The organism is Mucilaginibacter sabulilitoris, assembly GCF_034262375.1.
Lineage (GTDB): Bacteria > Bacteroidota > Bacteroidia > Sphingobacteriales > Sphingobacteriaceae > Mucilaginibacter > Mucilaginibacter sabulilitoris.
The window spans coordinates 2506947-2532058 of sequence record NZ_CP139558.1; the positions used below are offsets into that span (position 1 = coordinate 2506947).

The window sequence follows — 25112 nt, forward strand, 5'->3', positions numbered from 1 at the left end:
TAGTACCGAATACAACCTGTAACAGTTAAAAACATTGCTAAATCATTTTATCATTAATTAATAAATACCGAATTTAAATATATTTGAAACGGACGAGGCCAAGTTATTTTCTGAGGATAAATTGTCAATACACAACTACAAGAGACCGGACATCAGGTGAATATACAGGAATACATTGATAGCGGCATTTTAGAAACCTTTGTTTTAGGTGTTGCCTCCGAAGAAGAGGTAAAGCAATTGCTGTACATGAAAATCAAATACCCGGAGGTAAGTGAGGCGCTGCAGCAGTTAGAGCAGGATATGGAAAAACTTGCAGCCGATATGGCCATTACGCCGCCGCCAGGAACCTGGTACAAAATTGAACGGGATATAGAAGCCATCATCCCTCACCAGGAAAATGCTCCACGGTTATTAAAGAATGGCAGCGGCAACAAAAGCCGCACCCGGAAAGGCAATGACGAATACATTGAAGTAGAAGGTGAATCAAGCCATATGCGTTTGCACAAGGCCTGGCGCTGGGTATTTGCAGCAGTATTTATATTAGGCAAAATATTCCTGGGCTTTGCCATATACTTTTATCTCGAAAACAAACATACCCAGGAACAGATACGGGAATTAAAAACGGAGATCAGACAACTGAAAAGCAAATAACTGATATTAAAAGAGGCTGTCATTCGGCAGCCTTTTTAAAGTATATTTATTACCCGACATTATCCTCATTTGATTTCTGCAGCTTTTTCAGCATTTCGCTGCCTATCAAGGCATCAATAATACCGTTGCCGCCTCCGTTCTCTTTGCCACTAACCAAAATTTCTGGCACCAGTTTAATACCGTTAACAGCCAGGGCCTCGGCTACACGCACAATGGCGTATTGTTCGGTACCCATGGCGTCGGTTTTTTGTTTGGTTACCTCGGCTTCGGCCAATCCTATGGCCTTGATCTTGGTACTTTCGGCAATACCATTTACCTCGGTAGCGTTGGCGTCGGCTTTAGCATTTACGGTTTTGGCCTCAGCATCCGCCTTAGCTATGGTGATCCTCACTTCGGCATCGGCTTTGGCGTTAATGGTTTTAGCTTCGGCCTCACCACGTGAAGCGGCAACTTTTGACGCGGCCATTTGGGTATTGATTTCTACCTGACGAGTTGATTTTACTACCTCAGGCTGCATATCGGCACCGGCTCTGGCGCTTTCAAATTCCTTACGTTCAATTTGCGCGTGGCGTTGTATCTCGTAAGTTACTTTTTCCTCTTCGGCCAGTTTACGGTCGGTTAAGGTTTTCATGAGTGCGGCAGGCGGCACAATGTCACCAATCAGCGTATCAACACCAATTACGTTGTAGGTGGTTAGTACGGCACCTATATGGTCGCGGGCATCGCTTTGCCTTTGTATACGGTTGGCCAAAAAGCCTATTACATCACTCTTTTGTGCTGAGTTACGGAAGTAGTTGGCAATAGTAGGCTCCAACACCTGCGATACCAGGTTTTTCATCTTACCAAAACGGGCTATTACCTTTGGCGCTTCGTTACGTGGCACGTGGATGATCTGTGACACATCAAGATTAAAGGTAAAACCATCGCTTGACCGTACGGTAATAGTGCACAGGTTTTTATCCAGCTCATGCGCTTCGGTGCGGCTATCGGCCCAGTTGAGCACAATGTTGGTAGTTGGCACAATCTCCACCGCGTGGGTGTAAATATTAATCGGGTGCTTACCGGGATCAAGCGGGTCTTCCCAAACACCTTTTTGCCCGCGATGAACAATGTTGCCGTGTTTAAAGGCATCGCCGCTGGTATCCTTGCCTTCGGGGCCCACAAAGGAGTTCACCACACCTACGTAACCGATGGGTATATAGGTCATATCAACCTGTTCAACAATTACAAACCAGGGGTTAAGGTAATAGGTACCGGCAAGTATCACATCCTCTTGCAAGCCTTTGCGACCGCCGGCTGTAATAAAGGCTATAGGGTCCTGGTAGTTTTTATGCCCTGATACCGATTCGCCGGCAATTTCACCCTTGTCCAACGGCTCACCATCGAGGGTGGTGACTATACCTACCTTATTTTCGTGTATCTGGGTAATGGGCACCATTTCAATCTCAAACAAAAAGGTATTGATACGGTAATTACCCGGCGTAAGAAAAGCGGCCTGCGGCCCTTTTTGGCCATTGTTGTTCAGGAAGGCTATGGCATCCTGAAACTTATCGCAGTCAACCGGTTTACCCAGCACACGGCCGATATCAAGCGTAGCGCCGTCTTTGGCTTTTACCAGGCCCAACTTGTTTTGTTCAATAATGGTAAAGGGTTCCATGGTAATGCCGTACTGCCAGGGCCACATACCCCAGTACAAACCAGGTGCAAGAGCTTTGGCCTGCATACCGGCTTCGCCATCAGTGGCTATAATACGACCGTCAGGCAGGCGCGACTTACTGGATAGGGTGAATTTTTTTACCACCAGGCCAATACGGTTATCGGGCACTATCACCATGCCAAAAAACACGCGTAAAACAGATTTGTACATCAGCAAAATCAGGATGACAGGCACAGCCCACCACAACATCACAATTAGATTGTTCATTTTTTTTAAAAGATTTAAGTATTTGATTTTTTTAACGGAACCCTTAAGGTGCGGGCCCTCACAATAACTTATAGCTTAACTGGATCGGAGTACCTTGGCTATATAGTGTCATTAAGACAGTTGTAATTTGCACTTGTTACAGCTTTTTTTAAAAATATTTTTATCGCTGATTTCTGAACCCCGATTTGCCTGATTAAAGGATTTTAGGGTTTATTAATTAATTGGAAACAATGTTATTTCCGGGTAGTTATTCAGATATGTATCATTAAACTCGCAAGATTATGACTACCCCTGTAAAATCAAACAAGATCAAAACAGATATCAGCAAAAGCAAGTCATCCGGTAAAGAATTGAAAACCGAAGGCCCGCTCAGCGAAAAAGACGAGGTTAAAAAAGCCGAAGAAAAAATAAGAAAACAACTTAAAGGCGATAAGTGATCTTTAGCTGAAGTTTTATTTTTGACTGTAATTATATAGCTTAGATAAACTTTAGCGCTAACATGAAAATTCACAACTTTTTACTCGTTGCTCTTATGCTATGCTTCATGGCGGCATGCAAGCCATCTGTTAATTCAGAAACGCTTACCGGCAAATGGAAATATGTTAAGATAGAACATCCAAATGCCAATCCGCCGGATAGCATGAAAAAAGCCGAACTTGATGAGGTATCGCCCTATATTCAGTTTACACCTGAAAGAAAATGGAATATTGTATGGGGCGGTAAATACCTGGCACACGGCACTTACGCGCTTGATGGCAGTAACATAAAAGTAAATGAAAAGCTGCCCGATGGTAAAACGCGCGACTTTGTTTTCTCGGTTTCTGAACTTACCGAAACAAACCTTGTTTTTTTAACCATAGGCGAAGACGGCTCAAAAGTTACCGCAGTAAGGATGAGTAAGTTTTGAGATCCATCGTTCTCATGGTGACAAACGCTCTGTGGTGTTTGTCATGCTGAACAGAGTGAAGCATCTATTCTGCGATTGGCATGCAAAATAAGATCTCTCTACCCAGGATGACAAATTGTATCAACTATTGCGCCTTTAAGCTATCGGCTTTGGCTTTTGCTTTTTTCTTGAAAAAACCACGCAGTAAAAAATTATGCTGTACCGCTTCCAGATCGTCATTTAACTTAATTGAGCTTTGCTGCAGGTAGTTGAGTGTGCTTTGTACCTGTGTGGCACCTTTTGGGTCGTTCAGCAATACACCGATGGCATTATCGGTAGTGTTAAGCTTGTTACTGGCTTTGGTCAAATTGTCGGTTAATGTTGAAGCATTAGCTACTGTTTTTTGCAACTGATCAACCGATTGGCTTATTTTGTTGAAGGTGGCGGTATCGGTAAGCAGCTTATCGGCGAAACCGCCTTTGGTATTCATTTTACTACTGAAGCTGTTTAATTGCACAGCCATATTAGCAGCGCTTTGGGTAGCTGCTTGCAAATTGCGCATGGCGCCACGTAATTGCATGGCCATGCTACTATCGGTCATTAAAGCGCCTACGGTTCCTTTACCTTCCAGTATTTTATGGCTTAATATCTTAAAATCGTTGGTGATAGCCAGCAGGTTTTGATTATTGTCCTGTAGGGTTTTAAGCATATCATCTGTCGATAACATTTTTTCGGCCTGCAGTTCATCACCATCCTGTATTTCAGGAGCCTGCGGACTACCACCGTCAATAACGATAATCTTGTTACCTATTAATCCATCAGAGCTTACCTTGGCCCCCGCGTTGCGGTGAATATATTGCTGGGTAGCCTGGTCAATATTCATAAATACTTTAACCTGTGAGGGGCCGATAAACTTAACCTCGCTGATGGTGCCCACCTTAACCCCAGAGAACCATACGTTGTTACCTTTTTTCAACCCGGCAACATCGCTGAATGTGGAACTTATCTTTATATTTTTTACAAAGCTTTTTTGCTGGCCCCCCAGTGTAAATACACCGAGTATAAATACGATAAGACCAAGAGCTAAAAATATGCCTACTATTACTGCTTTTCTATTTTCTGATGCATCCATGATATGGTATAATATCTATTGTATAAAGTTATAGTCGTGAAATGGTTTAACGCGGTCATCATTGGTATCAAACACTTCCTCAAAAGTACCGGTACGCTGGAACTGCCCGTCGAGCAGCATGGATATCCTGTCGCCTGTTTGCTTGGCGCAGGTAAGGTCATGTGTAATGATGATGGACGAAGTGTTGTAACGCTGCTGAACTTCGTTAATGAGGTCGTTGATCTCAATGCAGGTTATCGGGTCGAGGCCAGCTGTTGGTTCGTCATACAGCATAATTTCGGGATTAAGGATGAGGGTGCGCGCAATACCAATACGTTTGCGCTGCCCGCCCGAAAGCTCGGCCGGCATCTGGTTAATGGTTTGCGAAAGACCTACTGCGTCCAGTACAGTTTCAACCGAGGTGTTGATCTCTTTTCGCGTAATTCCTTTGCGGTTACGTACCAATGGAAATTCAAGGTTTTTGCGAACCGTCATACTATCATATAAGGCGCTGTTTTGAAACGAAAAACCTATCCTGATACGCAGTTCCTGTAACTCCTTTTCGGTGATATTGTTAATGTTATGACCCAGTACGGTTATCTCCCCCTCATCGGGTTTTAACAGGCCCGATATGATCTTGATCAATACCGATTTACCCGTGCCCGAACGGCCAAGTACCACCAGGTTTTCGCCCTGGTACAAATCAAGGTCGATGCCACGCAGTACGGCGTAATCTTCAAAAGCTTTTTTCAGCCCTCTGATACTGATAACCGGGTTGTTGTAATCAACATGTGTTTTTGTTTTTTCCATATCACCTTCAATTAACGGAACCAGCTGGTTATCTGTACAATAATTACTTCTTCAATAAACACCAGGAACATCGCGGTTACCACCGCGCCGTTGGCCGCCTTACCCACACCCTCCGTACCTTTATTGGAGTTATAACCCTGGTAGCAACCCACAATACCAATGGTAAAGCCAAACACTATCGACTTAATTAATGAGGCCACAAAATCAACGAATGTTAAAGGTTCAAACACCTGCTGTATAAAGGTGCTCCAACTGGTGCCTTCATTCTGGCTTACATTCAGATATCCGCCCAATATGGCTATAAGACCGGTATAGGTTGATAAAATAGGGATAGTAAGCGTTGTGGCCAGTACCCGTGTGCATACCAAAAACTTAAAGGGTTTTGTACCCGATACCTCCATGGCATCAATTTGTTCGGTAACCCGCATGGAGCCCAGTTCGGCGCCTATACTTGAACCTACCTTGCCCGATGCTATAAGCGCGGTTACCAAAGGCGCCAGCGCGCGCATAATAGCGATAGATACCAGCGAGGGCAACCATGACTGCGCCCCAAACTCAGATAAGGACGGCCTTGACTGTTTGGTGAATATTACACCTACAATAAAGCCAGTTACTGATATTAAGGTAAAGGAGCGTACGCCCACTTCAAAACATTGACGTACTACTTCTTTAAGTTCAAAAGGGGGCACAAAGGCCTCTTTAAAAAAGCGAAGGATGAATTGATTGATCTTATACAGGTCGGTAAAAAAGTTTATAAAGCTTTGTTTAAGCTTTGAGTTTTTCTTGTATACCGCTGGCGTGCTTTCTGCTGTATCCATTAATATGATATAGTAGGTATTTGTACAATTTGATTATGGTTACTCTACAATAACTTATTGTATTTGTTTGCTGCCGGACGCATTGTCTTTTTTTTATGCCTTACATTGTAAAAACAGATTGGTATAATATTGTATACCGGGCTTTTCTGTGTAAGGTAGGCAAGCAAAATTGAACAACATGTTAAATTGAGTTTAAGTTTTTGACCATATTGGTTGAAAGTTAAAACCACAATTGCTGCAAACCTAAGAGTTAAAATTTATATAGAATAACTTAGCCTGGAAAAATATAGTTAAAAGATTGTAAAATTTAACTTTTATTGTACAAAAAGCCTTGAAAATGTTCTGAAAATACCCCAAAAACGACCCCAAAAGTGTTAATTTATTTATAATCTTGTCTTATCATGAAATGCGTTTTAAGGTACATTGCAATTTTATTTTTAATTTTCTACAATTTGCTGGCGAAGGCACAACTATATAACCCAAGCGACAAAAAAGCCACCGCTGAAACAAAGGCATTGTTTTATAGTATGCAGCGTCTGGTTGGCGCAGGTGTAATGTTTGGTCACCATGATGATACTGCTTATGGGGTAGGTTGGCGGTTTGAACCTGGTCGCTCTGACGTAAAAAGCGTTACCGGATCATACCCGGCTGTATATGGCTGGGATCTGGCCAGGGTTGAGTATGATAGTATTAATGATATTAACGGCATACCTTTTAGGCTGCAAAAACAACTGGTACAAGAAGCTTACGACCGCGGCGGTATTAATACCTACTGCTGGCACATGGATAACCCAGTGAATGGTAAAACCGCCTGGGATACAACCCAACGCACGGTAAAAGATCTGATTCCAGGTGGCGCATATCATGATGCTTATGTAACCTGGCTTGATAAAGCTGCCGCTCACATAGCCGATTTAAAAGGCTCAGGAGGCGAGGCTATACCTATACTTTTCAGGCCTTTTCATGAGCTTACGGGTAGCTGGTTCTGGTGGGGTAAAAACACCTGTACCCCCGATGAATTTAAAACATTGTGGCGCTTTACCATTGATTACCTGCGCAAAAATAAAAAGCTGCACAATTTGCTGATAGTATATTCAACAGCCGATTTTGACTCGGAAGAACAATTTATGGAGCGGTATCCCGGTGATCACTATGCCGATTTTATTGGGTTTGATAACTATTGCACCAATAGTGTGTCTGATTATCAGAGTAATATGGAGAAACGCCTCGCAATTTTAGATGTTATAGCCGCTAAGCACCATAAGTTGACCTGCCTGCCCGAAACCGGTTATGTGCAAATACCCATGGCCGACTGGTGGACTAAAATTCTGTTGCCAACGCTGTCAAACCATAAAGTGTCATACGCTATGGCCTGGCGAAACGGCAATTCAAGTCACTATTTTACCCCGTATCCGGGACAAGTCAGTGCCGATGATTTTATCAAGTTTTATAATAGTCCCCGGATCATATTTCAAAATAGGATAACACCGCTGAGCGTGTACAGCAAACCCAATAGTTCAAAATAAAAAAAGTTATGCTGACTAGGTAGGCGGAGTTTGTGGGCTAACAGTTATAAAAGCTTAAACTGCTTTAAATGATGGGTAAAATGCTTGTTATGCCACATCACCCATTCCTGGTAATTCATAGGGCCAAATCCTGCGTGAATAGAAACAATGCCGGGTTCTTTAAAATAGGCGTCAAAATCAGCCAGTTCCAACATAAGCTGATCAACAGCTGCTTCGATACTGGCGTATAAATAATTTTCTGGTAGTTCTTCTAAAAATATATTCTTCGGAATTTCGGTATTCGTGTAAATCATGATCTGTTTGGCCTGATAGGCTTCTTCGGCTGGTCTGTCACAAGTAGTTATTTTCTTCCCGTTTGTCCATTGTACCTGGTCAACCAGGTGCTCCACCATTTGCCGGGCTTTCATTTTTCCCCAAATCGGTGAGGTTCCGGCATCGAGGCTTAACAATAAACTGCGTAATTCCTTGCGGTCGGTAATATCAACGGATCGGTTCATGCTTAACAAATATTATAACTTAGGTTGTTGTCCAAATTTAAGATTTTCTCAACACCATTACCCCAAGCACACCGGCCAGCAGCGACGCTAACAAGATGCCATACTTAGCCTGGTCAATCATTTCAGCGTGTGTAAACGCAAGTCCGGATATAAATAGCGACATGGTAAAGCCCACACCCGCCAGCAGCGCCACGCCAATTATTTGTTTCCAGGTAGCCCCGGCCGGCAGTGGCGCGCCAAATTTTACCATAAGCCAGGTAGCGAGCAATACACCCGCAAACTTACCCACCAGCAAACCAATTGTCACACCCAAACTAACCGGGTTAACCAGCGACGAAAAAAAGCCCGAACCTATAACTATACCGGCATTGGCCAAGGCAAAAACCGGCATAATTACAAAGGCTACCCACGGGTGTAGCGAAAACTCCACTTTTTGCAGCGGAGTTTCGGCATCTGCGCTTAATGTTTTTATTTGCTCAATGGTATCATGTTGCTCAGGCGTAGTTAGTGTACTATTATTGGGAATGGCCTTCTCAAAATCAAATAAAAGTTTTCGGATGCTCTCTGCATAACTTTTTTCATTAATGCGGGTGCGGGCAGGTATGGTAAAAGCCACCAATACACCGGCTATTGTTGCATGTACGCCAGATAATAAAAAAGCTACCCAAACGCCAAAACCAATGATCAGATAAAAGCTGATATTCCTGATCCCCATTTTATTGCCAATGAGTAACAATACCAGCAGCCATGCCCCAACTGTTAGCGGCATTAACGCAATGTGCGAACTATAAAATATGGCTATCACCAACACCGCCCCCAGATCGTCGGCAACGGCAAGGGCTGATAAAAATACCTTTACCGATGTTGGTATATGTTTACCTGCTATCGAAAGTAGGGCCAGGGCAAAGGCAATATCAGTGGCCATAGGTATACCCCAGCCATGTTCTGCCGATGTGTCTTTGTTTATCAAAAAATAAATAAGTGCAGGTACCAGCATGCCGCCTAAAGCTGCAACCATAGGCAGAGATGCTTTTTTTACCGTGGACAACTCGCCGGCTATAAATTCCCGTTTTAACTCAAGGCCTATTACAAAAAAGAATACAGCCATCAGGCCGTCGTTTATCCATAAATGAAGGGAGTGATCAAGCATCTGCCCGCCGAAACCGATGGAGAATTTTATATCCCACAATTCGTGGTAAAAGTGCTGTAAAGGTGAGTTAACCCATATAATGGCAATAACTACACTAATAAAAAGTACAATACCGCTGGTATGTTCCTGGTGAATAAACCTGTTTACCGGTGCGGTTATTTTATCAATGGGTGATGGTTGACTCATTGTGGCCTAAATTAATGAATTATACGGATAACCGGGGATGACTTTATGGCTAAACAAAGAAATTATTTAAAACCAATTTCTCCATTTGAAGCTTTATTAATAAACTTGAATTATGAACGCTTATCAGCAAAAGTGGCTTAATGTATTGCACAACGCCCACCTGCCGGGATGGAAAATTGAAGCCAGCGGCGAAGATATATTTATTGACATGCCACACATAACCGACCTAAAGGTAATAAGGGATAACCTGCCGCAAACCTTAGGGTTAATGTCGCTGGATATTGACGTTGCTAAAGAACGGCTTAACTTTATATTTCATAACGGACATGAGCAGTTTGAATACCTGCTTAATCCTACTGAAGCCGACCTGAATAAAGAATAATGATCAGAGTTTTGCTTTGGTAGATACTACGGCCACGGAAATGCCCATAGCTGCTATCAGGATAAATGAGGCCCTTAAGGTTGCAATACCCGCAATGAACCCTATAACAGGCGGTCCTATCAAAAAGCCAAGAAAACCTATGGTAGATACGGCAGCTAACGCCACGCCCGGCTGCATGGTTTTTGATTTACCGGCCGCGCTAAAAACCATGGGTACTACAGAAGATACGCCTATACCAACCAGTAAAAAACCAGCCATAGCTGTATAAATATAAGGAAACAATACTGCTATTAACAATCCTATTGCTGTTAACGAGCCGCTAACCTGCAATATGCGTTTTAAGCCAAATTTATGTACAAAGAAGTCGGCAAAAAACCTGCTGCCGGCCATGGTGAACATAAATGCGGTAAAACCGGCACCTACCATGGCGGTTGGTGCAAGCACTACTTTTTTAAAATAGATCACGCTCCAGTCAAACATGGCGCCTTCGCATATCATCGAACAAAAGGCTATAACACCTAATTTGATCAGGGAGCGGTCGGGCATTACAAAAACGGGGCCGGTGCTGGCAACTTTATCATCTTTAAGGTAACGGGCAGATACAATAACTCCAATAAAAATAACAGCCATCATCACTAAAAAATGACGAAAAGGCGCAATGCCATTGGCTATCATATAAGTACCTACACCCGCGCCAGTGAACCCCGCCAAACTCCACAAACCATGAAACGAGGCCAATATGGGTTTTTGATATAGTTCTTCGGCAGCTACAGCTTGTGTATTAACTGATATATTAACCGCGTTACTGCTAAAACCAAAACATACCAGGCAAATAATTAACTGAAAAGCATTCTGCGCCAGGCCTAAAGTTACCAGGGCCATAGAATATACCAGTAAGGCGCTTATCAATAGTTTCCGGCTACCTATTTTAGTAATTACCCAGCCCGAGAAGGGGAGCGAACACATTAAACCCACCGGCAGCGCAAACAGTACGGCGCCTAAAGCGGCATCAGAAAGGCCGAGTTCCTGTTGTACCGTGGCAATACGTGACGCCCAGCTTGAAAAGCTTAGCCCGGCCATGAAAAACATTGCCCCAACAGCAATGCGAAGCGCTTTTTTTGATATTGGAGCAGGTAAGACGGCAGTATCGATCATTGTAAATTTTACATCTAAGTGTACAAAGTACACTATCAATATGATCTTACAAAGATATAGCAATTAATTTACAGTTTAATGCGTTAAACGTTTTTTACATTAACGTGCATTACACGGTTGCAATTTGTAATTTGCTGATGGTCTTGTTATTGTATTAGCCACAATCACCATCGGGCGAACATGTGTCTCCTTCAATAATGGTTAATGAAGGTTTGTTATTTTCGAGTTGCCACTCGGAAAATGATTTTTCAATGGTTTCCAGGAAAACCGGGACTGCCTGCGCGCCCGATATGCCATATTTATTATTCAATACAAAAAACGGAACACCCCTTATGCCCAATTGCTGTGCCTCGTTGATGTCATTTTTTACATCATCAGCATAGGCATCGGTATCAAGCACTTGCTTTATTTCAGCGGCGTCGAGGCCAATGGCTGTTCCCAGCTTAATAAGTGTATCCTGGTCATCAATATTAAGTCCATTGGTAAAATATGCGTTAAACAGCGCCTCTTCGGCCTTATCGCCAAGGCCATGTTTTTTAGCCAGGTGACTGAAACGATGAGCGTTAAAACTATTGGCTACAACAGATTTGTCGAAATTATAGGTAAGACCAACCTCTGCGGCCATTTGGGTCACATGGTCGTTCATCTGTCGGGCATAATCCAGCGTCCAGCCTTTTGCTTCGGCCAGGTACTGGTTAATATTTATAGACGGATCGGTTTTCATGTACGGGTTTAGCTGAAAGCTTTTCCATTCAACCTCTATTTCACCCTGATGTCCTGATTGCTGAAGGGCAGCTTCAAACCGGCGTTTGCCAATGTAGCAGAAAGGGCACATCACATCCGACCATATTTCTATTTTCATGTTATCTCTTTTTATGATATCCACAAAACTAAAATACGCATCCCGCATCACCGTAAGGGGAAAGTAAAATTAAGATAGATAAGGTTATAAATATTTGCATGCCTGTTTATAAAATAATTGCTTTGCAAACATTTATTATCTTCCGCTATGAAAAGAATACCCCTGTATTGTTATTTATTATTGGCAACCATCGGTTACAGTTTTACCGCTGCTGCCCAGCAAAAAACAAAGCCGGTAAATACCAATGAAAATAATTTGTTCAGCGCTGGTTTGGCTTCGGCATTTATAGGAGGGCTGTATGATGCTTATTACCCATATAAGCAGCTGAAGCAGCATGGTAATTTTGGCTTGGGGGCACCGGCAAGGCTTGATGGCGAACTGCTGGTTTTTAATGGTCACCTATACCAAACCCAATCATCTGGTAAAACCACAGAAATTGCTGATACCGGTAAAACGCCCTATGCCGTAGTTTGCTTTTTTAGACCGGTTAGGGTATTTAAACATACAGGCACGCTAAACAAAGCTGCATTTTATAGCTATCTGGATAGTTTGCTCACTAACCAAAATGGTATTTATGCCATACATGTAAGCGGCAAATTTAAACTGGTTAAAGCCCGCGCTTTTCCGCCGGTTGAGAAACCTTATTTACCGCTGGCGTCGATGCTCGACAGGCAGCACTTTTTTGATCATGCAGATATGAATGGCGACCTGATTGGTTTCCGGATTCCTAAATTGATAGAGGGCCCTCATATTGCCGGTTATCATTTTCATTTTTTATCTGCCGATAAGGCTTTTGGAGGGCATGTGGTTGACCTCACAGCAGAAGACATAACCGTTGAGATAGACCCGCTTAGCAGCTTTACCTTTGACATACCGCAAACTCCCGAATTTGATCATTTTGATTTTGCGAAAGACAGAAAAGAAGAGATTAAAAGCGTAGAGAACGGGAAGAAACAATAACTGTCATTTACTTTTGTTGCAACAAAAGTAAAATCTCATCCTTCAATAACAGCAATAATTTTACTGATATCGCCGTCGTTCATAAGTTCATCTTCGGCTATATTGGGATAGTATTTGTTCAGGATTTTTTTGATAAGCAGGTAGCTTTCCAATGATTGGATGGGCGGATTGGCCAGTTCATTGATAATGGAACCAATCATTTTGAGTTTCTTGGCCTCATACTGGTTCAGCACAAAATCTGATGTCTTTTTTTTACGGTTCGCCGCAATCAATTCGTCAAGTTTCTTGATATCTTCAATCAAGTCCATCAGCTTTAATACTTCCACTTTTTTCATTGCGGCAAAATTAAACAATTATTTGTGCCGCTAAATAACATTCAGTTAATATGTGAAAATAAATAGAGTGGTTATGATGCTTATAGGTATGTTTTTGCTTATTAAATGATGATTTAAATAATTTGTACTTAACTGATTTTTAACAAAAAACACATTATCTTAGGTAAAATAAATATTAGTTATGAAAAGAAAGATTTTTACTACTACAATGCTGGTAGGTTGCTTTATGGTTTGTTTAGCAGCCATTGCTGATCTTAATGGCAAATGGTCCGGAAAATTAGTTATGGGCGATGGTACTGAATACCCCTTGTTGTACAATTTTAAGGTTGACGGCGATAAGTTAACCGGAACCGCATTAACTCCTGATGGTGATGTGGAAATTGCCGGCGGCAAAACTGACGGTACCACTTTTTCGTTCAGTGTAACAACCAGCGGGATGGATATACCGCATACCGGTAAATTTTATGGTGATTCTACCGGCATCGACCTGGAAATTAACGGTTCAAAAATACACTCGGTATTAAAAAGACCAGAAGAAAGTAAATGATTTTCACCGGGCATTATCCGGGGATTTTTTCAGATACAATAACTACAAAAAACCTTACCAGTTGGTAAGGTTTTTTTATTTGTAAAACTTTTTAACCAGGCATTTGTATCTCCTTAACGGCAAATGATTAAATGCTGCCCGCAATGCTCCCTGCCATGAAAAAGAAGATGTTTGCAATTGCTCCGTTCTTGTTGTTTTTTGTTGTTTGCTTTGCCCCCATTTCAGACATTAATGGCAAATGGACGGGTGTTTTAAATCTTCCCGATAGCAGTACTTTTCAGCTAAATTATACCTTTAAGGTTGATAGCGGTAAACTTACGGGCACCGCACACATGCCGCAGTGCGATGCAAATATTACCGATGGCATGATAAACGGAAATGACTTTTCGTTTAATGTGCCCGTACCCGATGGCAATGCCCCGCATACCGGTAAAATTTACCCCGATTCGATCAAATTGCATATTGTATATAAAGGCCAGCACCTGAGCGCCATACTTAAACGCGGTAACTAAACTTGTTTTTTACTTTAACGGTTGATTATTTAACAAGTGTGACTTACCTTTGCGGCAACATGCTGCAACGTATAACAGCCTATTTACTCATCTTTTCGCTGGTTACAGTTAATTTCTCGCGATTTTTTATTTACGCGGGTTTTGAACTGAACAAGAATTATATTGCTACCAAGCTTTGCGAAAACCGGAACAAGCCCTGGTTGCATTGCGATGGTAAATGTTATTTTTCGAAAAAGATAAAACAGGCAGAGGAGAAGCAGGCCAGCGATGAAAGGCAATCGCAAAAAAGCCTCTTTCAGGAGGTTTATGTTATCAGTTCAACTGATATTAAATTCCACTCCAGCCTGTTGCAAGTTATTGTAACCCCGTATGATTGTACCTTGCCGCCCAAACCTGCAGGTATGGTTTTCCACCCTCCGCAGTTAGGATAATTTCCACTTTGTTTTTCCCGGATTTTTTTGGATTGATGGCTTTGCTATGTCAAGTTGTATAGATATGTCATTGCGAGGAACGAAGCAATCTCACAGGGCGTTAGCAAGTGATGCAATTTACGCAGCTATCGTTCACAATGTAAAAGAGAGACTTGTCATCCTGAGCGTGTCGAAGGATTGCGCGCAGAGGCCCACATACCATGCTTCGACAAGCTCAGTATGACAGCCATAGGTATCGTCAAAATCCGAGAACACTGATGTCCTACACTGAAATTTTATACCGGGGCTTAGGTCCCTGATACACTATTCATGAAACAATATTTAATTCTATTTATATTTTTTTTATCACTTTCACCGCTGGTTTACGGCCAGGCTACCCTGCAGGGAACCATAACTGATGCCAATACGCACGAAGCATTAGTAGGTGCATCGGTTTGTAATGCAGACGCTGTTCATGGCGAAAAACTGGCCACGACCAACGCGAAGGGACGTTTTAGCCTTAACATACAAAATATAGCCAGGCTCAAATTTGCCATGGTTGGTTACAATGCACGTATTGTTGAGGTTGCTCAGCTAAAAGGGCAAAGCCTTGATATAGCACTGGAACCGTCCACTGTAGATCTCCAACCGGTTATTGTAACCGCCAGCAGGGAAGGGCAGGCCCGGCAGGATGCGCCCATCGCTATCAGTAAAATAAACTCCACCCAAATTAAGGATACCAAAGCTACGGCGCTCTACCAGTTATTAAATAAGGTGGCCGGTGTTTACATGGTTAACTTAGGCAATGAGCAGCATACCATGGCCATTCGCCAGCCAATTACATATAATGCGCTCTATTTATATATGGAAGATGGTTTGCCCATACGCCCTACGGGTATCTTTAACCATAACTCGCTGTATGAGATTAACATGTCGGGTGTTAAGGATATCGAGGTGATCAAAGGTCCGGCTTCGTCGCTGTACGGCAGTAACTCCATTGGCGGAGCGGTAAACTTTATTACGCAGGGCCCGCCGACAGGTTATGCAGGCAATTTATCTGTTCAGGGCGATAATTACCATTACCGCCGTGTTGATGCCGATGGTGGTTTCAGCCAGGGTAAGTTTGGCCTGTACGTGGGTGGATATATAGCGCGTCAGCGCGATAGCTGGCAGGATTATTCTGACTTTGACAAGTACTCGGGCAACTTTAAAACCACGTATGATTTTAGCCCTTCCACCCGTTTAACTACATCAGCGGCCTACAATTATCTCAATACGCAAACTCCGGGCAGCTTGGATAGCGCACACTTTTATAACCGCAGTTATGGTTCCAATTCGCGTTTTACTTATCGTAAGGTAAAAGCATTCAGGGCCAGTACCCGGCTCGATCATCAGTGGGACGATAAGAACAGTACCTTTGTAACCCTGTTCTTCAGGGATAACTCAACAGCGCAGCTGCCCAGCTACTATATTTCGGATGTAAGGGATAATACCGGCAAATATCTGAGCTCAAACGGGCAGGTTAATGACCAGAAGTTTCAGAGCTATGGTGTACTTGCACAGCACCGTACCGATTTTGATTTCCTGCATTCGCGCTTAATTGCGGGTGTTTATATGGATGACAGTCCCAGCTCATACTACGCCCAGTTTCTGAACATCGACAAAGATGTACAAAACAATTACTACACCGGCTTCACCAACACGGGCAGGTATATAGACGATTACCGCATTAAGCTTTTTAATACCGCGGCTTATCTGCAATACGAGATAAAACCGGTTGAAGCCCTGCGCATAGTAGGTGGTTTGCGTTATGATCGTGTACATTATGATTTTACCAATGGTTTACCTCCGGATCAAAGCAAGTACAAACAGCAGGAAACCAACAACTTTAATATACTGGCGCCTAAATTGGGTGTTACGTATAACCTTGGCAGCAACAAGGGTTTATATGCTAATTATAGTGTGGGCTTTCAACCACCTGAGACCGGTGACCTGTATAGTTCGCGTCAGTTAACCCCACTAAAACAGGCTACTTTCGATAATTACGAGGTAGGGGGTTGGTTTTCGGCGTTTGATAAAAAACTGTACTTTGAACTGAGTCTTTTTGATCTGGAAGGGCATAACGAGATCATTAACCAACTGCTGCCAGATAACACCACACAAAACCAAAACGCAGGTGCTACCCGTCACCGGGGTGTGGAGTATGCATTGACGCTGGCTCCCGTAAAGGAACTTACCTTTAGGTTTAGTGGTACAAATGCAAGGCACACCTACCTGAAATACAGCGAAGTAACTACCAATTACAGCACCGGTGCCAATACAGTAATCAGCTATAATGGCAACCGAATGAATAATGCGCCTGCCTGGATAGCCAATTCGGAGCTTACCTATAAGCCTGTATATTTGCCTGGTTTCAGGATAGCTACCGAGTGGCAGCATATAAATCAGTATTATACCAACCCTGCCAATACCAAAACTTATAGCGGTTATGATATTTACAACCTGCGTTTAGGTTATGATATTAAAAGCAGCGTACTCAAGGGAGCGGGCATTTGGTTTAATGTGCTCAATTTAACCAATAAGTTGTATGCCACAACAGTAACCAGTAACCAGTATGGCGATACTTACAACGCCGCGCCGCCGCGTACATACACTTTAGGCATCAGTTATTCATTTTCAAAATATTGATTATGGCACCATCAGCAGTAAAAAGTAAATTTTATAAATGGCACCGCATACTGGGGCTGATAGCGCTGGTACCGGTAATCTTCTGGACGCTGAGCGGCTTGTCGCACCCGTTTATGTCAAACTGGTTCAGGCCCCAGATTGCCCGGGAGGTGTTTAAACCCTTGTCGCAAAACCAAATGAAGCCCGCTTTATCTATTCAGCAGGTAATGGATAAGAATAACCTGCAGGAGCTGCGGAATTTTAATCTTGTCCATTTTACTAAGGGCACGTTTTACCAAGTATTAGGAAAGGATAGCACTTACAATTATTATTCGGCCACCGATGGAGTATTACTGCCAAACGGCGATGTACAATATGCAGAATACCTTGCCCGCTTTTTTACACAAGACTCTACATCTACCATGAAAAGTATTGTGCTGCAAACCAATTTCGATGGCGAGTATCAACCTATTAACCGGCTGCTGCCTGTTTGGAAGGTTTCTTTTAACCGCCCCGACGGAATGGATGTTTATATCGAAACAGGCCAGAGTCGCATGGGAACCTTTAACAATAACACCCGCAAAGCGTTTTTGTGGGTGTTTGAGCAGTTCCATACCTGGCAGTTTTTGGCCGATATAGCCGGCGATACTTTTCGTAACGCGTTTTTACTGGTGATTGTAAGTATTATGCTCTTTACCCTCCTAAGCGGATTAACCATATATGGTTTACTATGGAAAAAGTTCAAAACTATCAGGCAAAACCAAAAAGTAAAGGGAACAGAGGCTAATCGGGTTACGCATCGTTATCACCGACAGATAGGTATCATTGTTTCCTTTGTGATGTTCACATTTGTTATCAGTGGCGCGTTCCATTTGTTTGTGAAGCTGTATAATAATGAACCCTTTAAGGCAGATTACGGACAGGTGATTAACCGCAAACAGTTAGGTTTTTCAAACCTGGAACTACCCCTGGCCGATAGCACAATTAAAAAGACAGGAGTGGCGAGTTTTTACGATAATACCTATTACCAGGTGGTAGACAATAAAAGACAGGTGCTTTATTTTAATACCCTGACCGGCAAAGAGCAGGAACTTGGCGACGAAGATTACGCGCGTTTTTTAAGCACCTACTATCATACCACTGCGTCGGGTTTAAAAACCTTTAAAGGCAGGGTTAAGGTAGATGTAATTAAACAGTTTGATGAAGAATACGGATTTATCAATAAGCGCCTGCCGGTTGAACGGGTAGGCTACCCTAACGGCGACAACTGGTACATAGAAACAACTACCTCTAAACTGGCCACCAAAGTTGCCGGTATTGACAGGGCCGAGGGCCTGTCGTTTATTTTTCTGCACAAATATTTTGGCATGACCTGGGCCGGTAAAGACGTTCGGGATATAGTAAGTATGTTGGCCGCCTTAGGTGTGCTGGTTGTATCACTGTTTGGCTTTGCTTCCTTTATTAACAATAAATGACCATGAAAAAATCAATCATAATCTGGTGCCTGGCTGCTTTATCATTAGTTGCTGTAATAGCTTGCAATGGCGGGGGACACTCAACTGAAAAGCAGCAAAAGAAGGGTAAATATACCTGCACCATGCACCCCGGCGTAAGTGTCGATAAGCCCGGCGTTTGCCCCAAATGCGGCATGGAACTGGTAGAGCGGGATACTACGGAAGATAAGTAGCAATATCAAAAAATTCTGAAGCCTCACCCAACCCTCTCCAAAGGAGAGGGCTTTAAAAAAAGCTTTTAAAGTCTCCCCCTTTGGGGAGACTTAGAGGGGGCTCTCTCATTCCTTATATCCCTTAAGCCTACTTCTTCCGCATCAGCACAGTATGTGCCTTGCTGCCATTGGCCGCTATGTCAACACTGATAGAATCATCATATATTTTACCGGTATGTTCAATCTCCAGTTCCCCTAGGGTTACGGTAAATTTAAAGTCGGTACCGGTTATTTTACCATCGTCAATGGGCAGGTCGCCTTTAGGGGTTTTGGCTGTTCCGGTTAGTTTATCACCATCTACTTTAAAGTTATAAAGCAGTGGATATACTTCGCCCGAATCAGTTTTTAAAGTGCCGGTCCACATGCCAGAAAAATCGGCTACAGTGGCAAAGCTGGCTAAAAAGCAGCAAATTAACAGGGTAGTTGTTAAGAATTTCCTTTTCATGGATCTTGTTTTTCAATAATCAAAATTAAAGACCACATTAAAAGTAATCATGAACTACAGGTTAAGTTTTACTGGTTCATGATAAAACCATTGAATTATTACACAGGGATTTTATAGGCGCGTTTTACGGTTGTTAACTAACTATACACCACACGCAAGCAATTGATATTTTCTTAAATAAGAATAATTGTTAAGCATACATTTTATTTACGAATAATGTATCTTAGCTTCTCCGGTTCGCCCGGAAAACAAAACCGTTATACCTAAATAATTACCTGAATGAGAAAACTACTTGTACTGATAGTACTTGCCGCGTGTTTTTTAAACGCTTCGGCTCAAAACATTTCATTAACCACCGGGTGGAAGCTGGCCGTAGGTGATTCTACGCAATGGGCATCACCAACTTTTAACGATCAGCATTGGGCAGCCGTTAACGTGGCCCATAGCTGGGAGCAGGAAGGGCACCCCAATTATAATGGTTTTGGCTGGTACCGTATACATGTGGTTATCCCTTCATCACTAAAAGAAAAAGCATTCTTAAAGGACAGCTTGCGTATAAACCTGGGTAGTGTTGATGACAATGATGAGGTTTATTTGAACGGCAAGCTGATAGGCAAGTTCGGAGGCAAAACCGGCGATATTATGAAAGGAGCTTTTTATGGTCCGCGGAGCTACACTATTGCCGCAAATAATCCTGCTATCTTATGGGATAAAGAGAACGTTTTGGCTGTACGTATTTATGATACCGGCGGCGACGGCGGTATATATGGCACCAACTTTAGTATTGCCATGGCCGATGTGATGGACCATGTAAATGTTGATACCGAAGCCGATTTTAATTACGGCGAACGTAACAGCCTGAGCAAAGCCGTTAAACTGGTTACCACCAATCATTACGATTACAAAGGTAAACTGGCATTTAAAGTAACCGATCCCGAAACCAACACGGTTTTGTATGAAAAAACAAACGATGCCGCCTTTACCATTGGTAAACCGTTTACCTATACATTTGAAATAGCTCGTTTAGCAAGAAAATCATATACCATTAATTATACTTTCACCGACGAAAAATCGGGTAAGGTATTAACGCAAACCGAAACAACACCATACCTGCTTACACCATATCCTTCGGCTAAACCCAAAATAAACGGTGCCGAGGTTTTTGGCGTCCGTCCGGGTAACCCATTCCTGTATCTGATACCCGCGACCGGCCGCAAGCCGCTTACCTATAAAGCGGAAGGCTTGCCAGAAGGTTTAAAGCTGGATGCCTCAACAGGTATCATCACCGGAACGGTAGCACAAAAAGGTTCGTACCCGGTAACATTTACAGTGAGCAACAGGCTGGGCCGCAAAACTAAAGAGTTTACTATTGTTATCGGCGATAATATCGGCTTAACACCAGCACTTGGCTGGAACAGCTGGAACGCCTGGGGTTTAAGCGTTGATGATAAAAAAGTACGCACATCGGCCAAGGCTATGGCCGACAGATTAAGTGCACATGGCTGGGCTTATATCAATATAGATGATGGCTGGGAGGCCGAACAGCGCCAACCCGACGGAAAGATTGTTGCCAACAGTAAATTTCCGGATATGAAAGGGCTGAGCGATTATGTGCATAGTCTGGGTTTACGCATGGGCATTTACTCATCGCCGGGACCGCGTACCTGCGGCGGCTTTTTAGGGAGCTGGCAGCATGAAGATCAGGACGCGCAAACTTATGGCGACTGGGGAATTGATTATTTAAAATACGATTGGTGCGCCTATTCAGAAATCGACCCCAAACCAGATTTGGCAGGCCTCAAAAAACCTTACCAGGTAATGCGTACCTCACTTAATAAAATAAATCGTGATATTATGTACAGCCTTTGTCAATACGGCTGGGGTAACGTATGGGAGTGGGGCGCTGAAGTGGGCGGCAATAGCTGGCGTACTACCGGCGATATACAAGACACCTGGAGAAGCATGTCGTCAATTGGGTTTAACCAGGACAAGGCCGCACCGTTTTCGCAGCCCGGGCATTTTAACGATCCCGATATGCTGGTTGTAGGAAAAGTAGGATGGGGGCCGAGCCTGCATAATACCGGCCTTACTTATGATGAGCAATACACACATATCAGCTTATGGAGCCTGCTTTCGTCGCCATTACTTATTGGTTGCGATATGAGCCATTTGGATAGCTTTACTCTTAATTTGCTCACCAATGATGAGGTGCTGGCCATTGACCAGGACGCGTTGGGCAAAGGAGCAAATAAGTATGTTAAAAGCGACAACTACCAGATATGGGTAAAGGATTTGAAAGATGGCGGCAAAGCCATAGGGCTATTTAACCTGTCTGACAAATATCAAACCATCAGTCTTAATAAAAATGATCCTGTATTAAAGGATTATACTAAGTTCAGGGATGTATGGCAGCAGAAATATATTGTAACAACCGGTAAAACATTCAGCGCTAAAGTAGCGCCGCATGGTGTTATGCTGGTTAAGGTAAGTAAATAATATGTGCATGACAGATTGAAAATAGGCTATCACCCGTCGTAAGGCACGAGGAGAAATCTTATAAGCGCATACACTGCTTTTATAAGATTTCTCCCTTTGGTCGATGACAATTGAAAATAGTAAAACCAGTTTATTCTGGTGTTTCGTAGTAGTAAATGGGGGCAAATACGCCTTCGCTGGTGGTATAGTACCCTTTGCCATCGGGTGTAAACCCAATCGCTTCACCCTGTTTTTCTGCTTTGTAATGTAGCTCCTCCGGTTTTCTTACCATAGTTTCCCAGATGTGCTCATGAGGCTGGCGGTGCCAGTAGTAAACCTTTTCATAGCTCTTTAACAAAACCTGCTGCCCGTCTTTTGATATATCCCCGGCAGTTATCCATTTAAACGGACTGAACCCCGGGAAAAAGAGTTTTGCGCGTTTGGTGAGGGTGAGGGTATCATGCGCGGCTGATTTTAGCGGGGCGGTATACACATTTACGGTGTCGCCACGTTTTGTTACAATGTAAAAAAGCTTCTCAACCGGGTCAACCATCAATGTCTCTGCATCTTTTGCACCATCAGGGTACTTCAGGTTAATGGCAGTGGCGGTAACATTAGTTAAACTATCCGTTGCCCATGATTTTTTTTCAGGGATGCGGTAAATAGTAATATAGGGCCACACGTTATTGTTATCGCCAATATCGCCTATATAAACATAACTTTTGCCTCTAACAGGCCCTGGGCCTACTGCTATATCTTCGCAGTCGCGCACGCCTAAAGAACTATTCAGGCCGTTATAATAAATGGTAGTTTTTAATTTACCGTTGGGGGTTATCGCAAAAAAGCGGCTGGTATCGCCGCTGTCATTATGTACGTAATAAATATCAGGGTTGATGGATGATGCCGCTATTCCGGATGTTTCACCCATTTGTTTGCTGCTGAGCGTACCAGATTGCGTCGCTTTGTCAAATAGCCTGTGCTTGGCAAAGGCCCCCACAAAGATCAGGATGACTAACGGCACTATTAATTTTAATTTTTTTGATCTGCTCATTATTTGTTGCAAATAATAACGCAAATTAACCAAAATATTATGAAGATCGCATTAATTAAATGCGCCTAAGGGATAAACAATGAGGGAATTGATTAACTGAAAAGGTAAAATTGAGGGTTGTCGGCCACCAGTCTTCAGGCAGATTCAAACGCATGCAAAAGCGTATTATGCTGAAAGATCTCTGTTACCGACCTGTAATCGGCAAGATCAAGTTCCTGTACATATCTGCAATTGCAGGGATGGCCAGGAGCTATAAAAACCGGCATATCAAATCCCGATTGCTGATAATAAGGTGTTATAAATGCCTGAACGGGCAGGCTGTTTGCAACGGTGATAATATCAGGAGTTAATTTATTCAGCGGCTTTAGCAGCAACTTTATTTCGCAAACTTTAAAATCGTCGTAAAGCGGCAGCCAGCGGTTTACACCTTTGATACTAACTAATATGCCGTTTTGCTTAACTCCCATAAGGGTGCCAAAGGATATTTCATTATTTAAAAGGCTGTTGATCATTACCTGTTGCCCAATATAGCGGCTAAATATAATGAGCTGGTCTGCTGTGCTAATTAAATCCATATTGCTAAAAATATTAGCAATTATAATAAATTTTATATTGATTTTTATAAGTGTTGATTGATTTTTGAACAGGAAACATTGCCAATTAAAAGTCTTTTAAAAGGAAAGTCATCAAGTTTAAGTGATATAGTAACATTATCAAGGGAAATTTATTTTTAAAAAATATTTGCGTAACTCAGAAGTTACATTTACATTTGAGTAACTTAAAAGTTACCTATTATGGCAAAGATTATTAAACACCAATTTTCCTTCTCTCATCCGGTTGAAATGGTTTGGGAGTACCTCACGAAATCTGAACTGATGGAGCAATGGCTCATGAAAAATAATTTTCAACCCATCATCGGGTTTGACTTTCAATTTAGAACCGGGCCCATACCCAGCCTGGATTTCGATGGTATCTTTTACTGCAAAGTATTAGAGATAGTACCATTTAAAAAACTTTCCTACTCCTGGAGGAGCGGTCCCGGTGGGGGTGAAATTTCGCTTGATTCTGTAGTGATATGGAAATTGGAGCCGAAGGATAAAGGCACTGAGCTTTTCCTGGAGCATAGCGGTTTCGCCAAAAAAGAAAACCTGGATTTTTACAATGGTTTGCTCCAGGGCTGGGTGGAAAAGCTCGAAAATATTAATAAACTTTTAAACGCCAAACAACATGGCCATACCAACGCTTGATGTATTCCAAGTGATCGGGGATCCCAGCAGGAGAAAGATGCTGATGATGCTGTCGGCTAATAGTCTTACAATCAATAGCCTTGCAGCTAATTTCGATATGAGCCGACCTGCCGTATCAAAGCACATTAAGATATTGGAAACAGCCGGGTTTATTTCCATCCAGGATATGGGCCGGGAGCGATATTGCACGCTGAAAAAGGAAGGCTTCGAAGAACTGCAGGCCTGGCTCTCGTATTTTGATGAGTTCTGGGCATCGAAACTGAAAAAGTTAGAAACCTTATTAAATAACAAATTACCTAACTAAAAAAAACAAAAAAAATGACTACACCAGATTTTAACACTACATTTTCGGTAGATAACACCCCTAAAGAAGTATTTAATGCGGTGAATAATGTACGCGGGTGGTGGTCCGAAAGGATTGATGGCGGTACAGAGCAACTCAACGATGAGTTTACCTACCAGCGTTGGGAGCTTCATAAATGCACCATGAAATTAATAGAAGTAATACCCGACAAAAAAGTAGTTTGGCAGGTACTGGACAACTATTTCAGTTTCACGGAAGACAAAACAGAGTGGATAGGTACAAAGATCAGCTTTGATATTTCTGAAAAGGACGGAAAAACGCAGCTCCTTTTCACCCACTGGGGGCTGGTTCCGGCATATGAATGTTATGATGTTTGCTTTGATGCGTGGAGCAGCTATATTAAGGGTAGTTTGCAAAACCTTATCACTACAGGTAAAGGCGAACCTAATCCCAGGGTAGAATAAATAAAATACAG

Annotated in this window: 28 protein-coding genes; 16 read left to right on the forward strand and 12 right to left on the reverse strand. The window is 42.7% G+C overall.

Annotation, left to right across the window (positions count from 1 at the left end):
- Positions 1 to 156 precede the first annotated feature (156 nt).
- Positions 157 to 651 (forward strand): hypothetical protein, encoded by a 495-nt coding sequence (locus tag SNE25_RS10810; RefSeq protein WP_321565112.1) that lies wholly within the window; start codon positions 157 to 159, stop codon positions 649 to 651.
- Between the two features lie 49 nt (positions 652 to 700).
- Here SNE25_RS10810 and SNE25_RS10815 read toward each other — a convergent pair whose 3' ends face one another.
- Positions 701 to 2575 carry an SPFH domain-containing protein gene (locus tag SNE25_RS10815; protein ID WP_321565113.1) on the reverse strand — a complete coding sequence of 625 codons (1875 nt, stop codon included), beginning with the start codon at positions 2573 to 2575 and terminating at the stop codon, positions 701 to 703.
- Between the two features lie 281 nt (positions 2576 to 2856).
- Here SNE25_RS10815 and SNE25_RS10820 point away from each other — a divergent pair, with 281 nt between their 5' ends.
- On the forward strand, positions 2857 to 3012 hold the full coding sequence (locus tag SNE25_RS10820; protein WP_321565114.1) for a hypothetical protein: 156 nt from the start codon (positions 2857 to 2859) through the stop codon (positions 3010 to 3012).
- Positions 3013 to 3074: 62 nt separating this feature from the next.
- Positions 3075 to 3482, forward strand: a complete 408-nt coding sequence (locus tag SNE25_RS10825; protein ID WP_321565115.1) for a hypothetical protein — start codon at positions 3075 to 3077, stop codon at positions 3480 to 3482.
- Positions 3483 to 3606: 124 nt separating this feature from the next.
- On the opposite strand, the gene SNE25_RS10830 is transcribed toward SNE25_RS10825, so the two are convergent.
- Genes SNE25_RS10830 through SNE25_RS10840 form a run of 3 tightly spaced genes read right to left on the reverse strand, consistent with a single transcriptional unit; the run spans position 3607 to position 6200 of the window.
- Positions 3607 to 4593 carry an MlaD family protein gene (locus SNE25_RS10830; protein WP_321565116.1) on the reverse strand — a complete coding sequence of 329 codons (987 nt, stop codon included), beginning with the start codon at positions 4591 to 4593 and terminating at the stop codon, positions 3607 to 3609.
- A gap of 15 nt (positions 4594 to 4608) precedes the next feature.
- Entirely contained in the window at positions 4609 to 5382 is a 774-nt protein-coding gene (locus SNE25_RS10835; RefSeq protein ID WP_321565117.1) for an ABC transporter ATP-binding protein, read from the reverse strand.
- 11 nt (positions 5383 to 5393) lie between these two features.
- Positions 5394 to 6200, reverse strand: a complete 807-nt coding sequence (locus SNE25_RS10840; RefSeq protein WP_321565118.1) for an MlaE family ABC transporter permease — start codon at positions 6198 to 6200, stop codon at positions 5394 to 5396.
- Between the two features lie 401 nt (positions 6201 to 6601).
- Here SNE25_RS10840 and SNE25_RS10845 point away from each other — a divergent pair, with 401 nt between their 5' ends.
- Positions 6602 to 7726, forward strand: coding sequence for a glycoside hydrolase family 26 protein (locus tag SNE25_RS10845; RefSeq protein WP_321565119.1), 1125 nt, complete (start codon positions 6602 to 6604; stop codon positions 7724 to 7726).
- A gap of 44 nt (positions 7727 to 7770) precedes the next feature.
- Here SNE25_RS10845 and SNE25_RS10850 read toward each other — a convergent pair whose 3' ends face one another.
- Together SNE25_RS10850 and nhaA are read right to left on the reverse strand one after the other, a co-directional pair.
- Positions 7771 to 8223 (reverse strand): hypothetical protein, encoded by a 453-nt coding sequence (locus SNE25_RS10850; protein WP_321565120.1) that lies wholly within the window; start codon positions 8221 to 8223, stop codon positions 7771 to 7773.
- Positions 8224 to 8260: 37 nt separating this feature from the next.
- Entirely contained in the window at positions 8261 to 9559 is a 1299-nt protein-coding gene (gene nhaA / locus SNE25_RS10855; protein ID WP_321565121.1) for a Na+/H+ antiporter NhaA, read from the reverse strand.
- Between the two features lie 112 nt (positions 9560 to 9671).
- On the opposite strand from nhaA, the gene SNE25_RS10860 reads away from it, so the two are divergent.
- A complete protein-coding gene (locus SNE25_RS10860) occupies positions 9672 to 9941 on the forward strand; it encodes a hypothetical protein (RefSeq protein WP_321565122.1) in 270 nt (89 codons plus the stop codon).
- Between the two features lie 3 nt (positions 9942 to 9944).
- Here the strand turns inward: SNE25_RS10860 and SNE25_RS10865 are convergent, their stop codons facing one another.
- Positions 9945 to 11096: an MFS transporter gene (locus tag SNE25_RS10865; protein ID WP_321565123.1), complete on the reverse strand. Its 1152-nt coding sequence runs from the start codon at positions 11094 to 11096 to the stop codon at positions 9945 to 9947.
- Between the two features lie 154 nt (positions 11097 to 11250).
- Positions 11251 to 11958: a DsbA family oxidoreductase gene (locus tag SNE25_RS10870; RefSeq protein WP_321565124.1), complete on the reverse strand. Its 708-nt coding sequence runs from the start codon at positions 11956 to 11958 to the stop codon at positions 11251 to 11253.
- Between the two features lie 147 nt (positions 11959 to 12105).
- Between SNE25_RS10870 and budA the strand changes: the two genes are divergently transcribed.
- Positions 12106 to 12918, forward strand: coding sequence for an acetolactate decarboxylase (budA, locus tag SNE25_RS10875; RefSeq protein ID WP_321565125.1), 813 nt, complete (start codon positions 12106 to 12108; stop codon positions 12916 to 12918).
- A gap of 35 nt (positions 12919 to 12953) precedes the next feature.
- Here the strand turns inward: budA and SNE25_RS10880 are convergent, their stop codons facing one another.
- Positions 12954 to 13253 (reverse strand): hypothetical protein, encoded by a 300-nt coding sequence (locus tag SNE25_RS10880; RefSeq protein WP_321565126.1) that lies wholly within the window; start codon positions 13251 to 13253, stop codon positions 12954 to 12956.
- 181 nt (positions 13254 to 13434) lie between these two features.
- Here SNE25_RS10880 and SNE25_RS10885 point away from each other — a divergent pair, with 181 nt between their 5' ends.
- From SNE25_RS10885 to SNE25_RS10910, 6 genes are all read left to right on the forward strand, one after another.
- A complete protein-coding gene (locus SNE25_RS10885) occupies positions 13435 to 13800 on the forward strand; it encodes a hypothetical protein (RefSeq protein WP_321565127.1) in 366 nt (121 codons plus the stop codon).
- Positions 13801 to 13955: 155 nt separating this feature from the next.
- A complete protein-coding gene (locus tag SNE25_RS10890; RefSeq protein WP_321565128.1) occupies positions 13956 to 14312 on the forward strand; it encodes a hypothetical protein in 357 nt (118 codons plus the stop codon).
- 59 nt (positions 14313 to 14371) lie between these two features.
- Positions 14372 to 14743, forward strand: coding sequence for a hypothetical protein (locus tag SNE25_RS10895; protein ID WP_321565129.1), 372 nt, complete (start codon positions 14372 to 14374; stop codon positions 14741 to 14743).
- Positions 14744 to 15052: 309 nt separating this feature from the next.
- Positions 15053 to 17410, forward strand: a complete 2358-nt coding sequence (locus SNE25_RS10900) for a TonB-dependent receptor (protein WP_321565130.1) — start codon at positions 15053 to 15055, stop codon at positions 17408 to 17410.
- A 2-nt stretch (positions 17411 to 17412) separates the two neighbouring features.
- Positions 17413 to 18864 carry a PepSY domain-containing protein gene (locus tag SNE25_RS10905; RefSeq protein WP_321565131.1) on the forward strand — a complete coding sequence of 484 codons (1452 nt, stop codon included), beginning with the start codon at positions 17413 to 17415 and terminating at the stop codon, positions 18862 to 18864.
- A gap of 2 nt (positions 18865 to 18866) precedes the next feature.
- The gene (locus SNE25_RS10910; RefSeq protein ID WP_321565132.1) at positions 18867 to 19076 is read left to right on the forward strand and encodes a heavy metal-binding domain-containing protein; all 210 of its coding nucleotides are present in this window, start codon (positions 18867 to 18869) and stop codon (positions 19074 to 19076) included.
- Positions 19077 to 19203: 127 nt separating this feature from the next.
- On the opposite strand, the gene SNE25_RS10915 is transcribed toward SNE25_RS10910, so the two are convergent.
- On the reverse strand, positions 19204 to 19560 hold the full coding sequence (locus tag SNE25_RS10915; RefSeq protein ID WP_321565133.1) for a hypothetical protein: 357 nt from the start codon (positions 19558 to 19560) through the stop codon (positions 19204 to 19206).
- 279 nt (positions 19561 to 19839) lie between these two features.
- On the opposite strand from SNE25_RS10915, the gene SNE25_RS10920 reads away from it, so the two are divergent.
- A complete protein-coding gene (locus SNE25_RS10920; protein ID WP_321565134.1) occupies positions 19840 to 22056 on the forward strand; it encodes a putative Ig domain-containing protein in 2217 nt (738 codons plus the stop codon).
- A 130-nt stretch (positions 22057 to 22186) separates the two neighbouring features.
- On the opposite strand, the gene SNE25_RS10925 is transcribed toward SNE25_RS10920, so the two are convergent.
- Together SNE25_RS10925 and SNE25_RS10930 are read right to left on the reverse strand one after the other, a co-directional pair.
- A complete protein-coding gene (locus SNE25_RS10925; protein WP_321565135.1) occupies positions 22187 to 23086 on the reverse strand; it encodes a hypothetical protein in 900 nt (299 codons plus the stop codon).
- Between the two features lie 134 nt (positions 23087 to 23220).
- Entirely contained in the window at positions 23221 to 23661 is a 441-nt protein-coding gene (locus tag SNE25_RS10930) for a hypothetical protein (protein ID WP_321565136.1), read from the reverse strand.
- A gap of 219 nt (positions 23662 to 23880) precedes the next feature.
- On the opposite strand from SNE25_RS10930, the gene SNE25_RS10935 reads away from it, so the two are divergent.
- The 3 genes from SNE25_RS10935 to SNE25_RS10945 are packed head-to-tail and all read left to right on the forward strand — an operon-like array spanning position 23881 to position 25101.
- Positions 23881 to 24333 (forward strand): SRPBCC family protein, encoded by a 453-nt coding sequence (locus SNE25_RS10935; RefSeq protein ID WP_321565137.1) that lies wholly within the window; start codon positions 23881 to 23883, stop codon positions 24331 to 24333.
- A complete protein-coding gene (locus tag SNE25_RS10940) occupies positions 24314 to 24637 on the forward strand; it encodes an ArsR/SmtB family transcription factor (RefSeq protein ID WP_321565138.1) in 324 nt (107 codons plus the stop codon). Before SNE25_RS10935 ends, SNE25_RS10940 begins: the two co-directional genes overlap by 20 nt.
- A 14-nt stretch (positions 24638 to 24651) precedes the next feature.
- Entirely contained in the window at positions 24652 to 25101 is a 450-nt protein-coding gene (locus tag SNE25_RS10945) for an SRPBCC family protein (RefSeq protein WP_321565139.1), read from the forward strand.
- The last annotated feature ends 11 nt before the right edge of the window (positions 25102 to 25112 follow it).

What these genes read in the sequence shown, in the direction of transcription:
- SNE25_RS10815 (WP_321565113.1), bottom strand. Translation starts at nt 2,575, where the DNA reads ATGAACAATCTAATTGTGATGTTGTGGTGGGCTGTGCCTGTCATCCTG.
- SNE25_RS10820 (WP_321565114.1), top strand. Translation starts at nt 2,857, where the DNA reads ATGACTACCCCTGTAAAATCAAACAAGATCAAAACAGATATCAGCAAA.
- SNE25_RS10825 (WP_321565115.1), top strand. Translation starts at nt 3,075, where the DNA reads ATGAAAATTCACAACTTTTTACTCGTTGCTCTTATGCTATGCTTCATG.
- SNE25_RS10830 (WP_321565116.1), bottom strand. Translation starts at nt 4,593, where the DNA reads ATGGATGCATCAGAAAATAGAAAAGCAGTAATAGTAGGCATATTTTTA.
- SNE25_RS10835 (WP_321565117.1), bottom strand. Translation starts at nt 5,382, where the DNA reads ATGGAAAAAACAAAAACACATGTTGATTACAACAACCCGGTTATCAGT.
- SNE25_RS10840 (WP_321565118.1), bottom strand. Translation starts at nt 6,200, where the DNA reads ATGGATACAGCAGAAAGCACGCCAGCGGTATACAAGAAAAACTCAAAG.
- SNE25_RS10845 (WP_321565119.1), top strand. Translation starts at nt 6,602, where the DNA reads ATGAAATGCGTTTTAAGGTACATTGCAATTTTATTTTTAATTTTCTAC.
- SNE25_RS10850 (WP_321565120.1), bottom strand. Translation starts at nt 8,223, where the DNA reads ATGAACCGATCCGTTGATATTACCGACCGCAAGGAATTACGCAGTTTA.
- nhaA (WP_321565121.1), bottom strand. Translation starts at nt 9,559, where the DNA reads ATGAGTCAACCATCACCCATTGATAAAATAACCGCACCGGTAAACAGG.
- SNE25_RS10860 (WP_321565122.1), top strand. Translation starts at nt 9,672, where the DNA reads ATGAACGCTTATCAGCAAAAGTGGCTTAATGTATTGCACAACGCCCAC.
- SNE25_RS10865 (WP_321565123.1), bottom strand. Translation starts at nt 11,096, where the DNA reads ATGATCGATACTGCCGTCTTACCTGCTCCAATATCAAAAAAAGCGCTT.
- SNE25_RS10870 (WP_321565124.1), bottom strand. Translation starts at nt 11,958, where the DNA reads ATGAAAATAGAAATATGGTCGGATGTGATGTGCCCTTTCTGCTACATT.
- budA (WP_321565125.1), top strand. Translation starts at nt 12,106, where the DNA reads ATGAAAAGAATACCCCTGTATTGTTATTTATTATTGGCAACCATCGGT.
- SNE25_RS10880 (WP_321565126.1), bottom strand. Translation starts at nt 13,253, where the DNA reads ATGAAAAAAGTGGAAGTATTAAAGCTGATGGACTTGATTGAAGATATC.
- SNE25_RS10885 (WP_321565127.1), top strand. Translation starts at nt 13,435, where the DNA reads ATGAAAAGAAAGATTTTTACTACTACAATGCTGGTAGGTTGCTTTATG.
- SNE25_RS10890 (WP_321565128.1), top strand. Translation starts at nt 13,956, where the DNA reads ATGAAAAAGAAGATGTTTGCAATTGCTCCGTTCTTGTTGTTTTTTGTT.
- SNE25_RS10895 (WP_321565129.1), top strand. Translation starts at nt 14,372, where the DNA reads ATGCTGCAACGTATAACAGCCTATTTACTCATCTTTTCGCTGGTTACA.
- SNE25_RS10900 (WP_321565130.1), top strand. Translation starts at nt 15,053, where the DNA reads ATGAAACAATATTTAATTCTATTTATATTTTTTTTATCACTTTCACCG.
- SNE25_RS10905 (WP_321565131.1), top strand. Translation starts at nt 17,413, where the DNA reads ATGGCACCATCAGCAGTAAAAAGTAAATTTTATAAATGGCACCGCATA.
- SNE25_RS10910 (WP_321565132.1), top strand. Translation starts at nt 18,867, where the DNA reads ATGAAAAAATCAATCATAATCTGGTGCCTGGCTGCTTTATCATTAGTT.
- SNE25_RS10915 (WP_321565133.1), bottom strand. Translation starts at nt 19,560, where the DNA reads ATGAAAAGGAAATTCTTAACAACTACCCTGTTAATTTGCTGCTTTTTA.
- SNE25_RS10920 (WP_321565134.1), top strand. Translation starts at nt 19,840, where the DNA reads ATGAGAAAACTACTTGTACTGATAGTACTTGCCGCGTGTTTTTTAAAC.
- SNE25_RS10925 (WP_321565135.1), bottom strand. Translation starts at nt 23,086, where the DNA reads ATGAGCAGATCAAAAAAATTAAAATTAATAGTGCCGTTAGTCATCCTG.
- SNE25_RS10930 (WP_321565136.1), bottom strand. Translation starts at nt 23,661, where the DNA reads ATGGATTTAATTAGCACAGCAGACCAGCTCATTATATTTAGCCGCTAT.
- SNE25_RS10935 (WP_321565137.1), top strand. Translation starts at nt 23,881, where the DNA reads ATGGCAAAGATTATTAAACACCAATTTTCCTTCTCTCATCCGGTTGAA.
- SNE25_RS10940 (WP_321565138.1), top strand. Translation starts at nt 24,314, where the DNA reads ATGGCCATACCAACGCTTGATGTATTCCAAGTGATCGGGGATCCCAGC.
- SNE25_RS10945 (WP_321565139.1), top strand. Translation starts at nt 24,652, where the DNA reads ATGACTACACCAGATTTTAACACTACATTTTCGGTAGATAACACCCCT.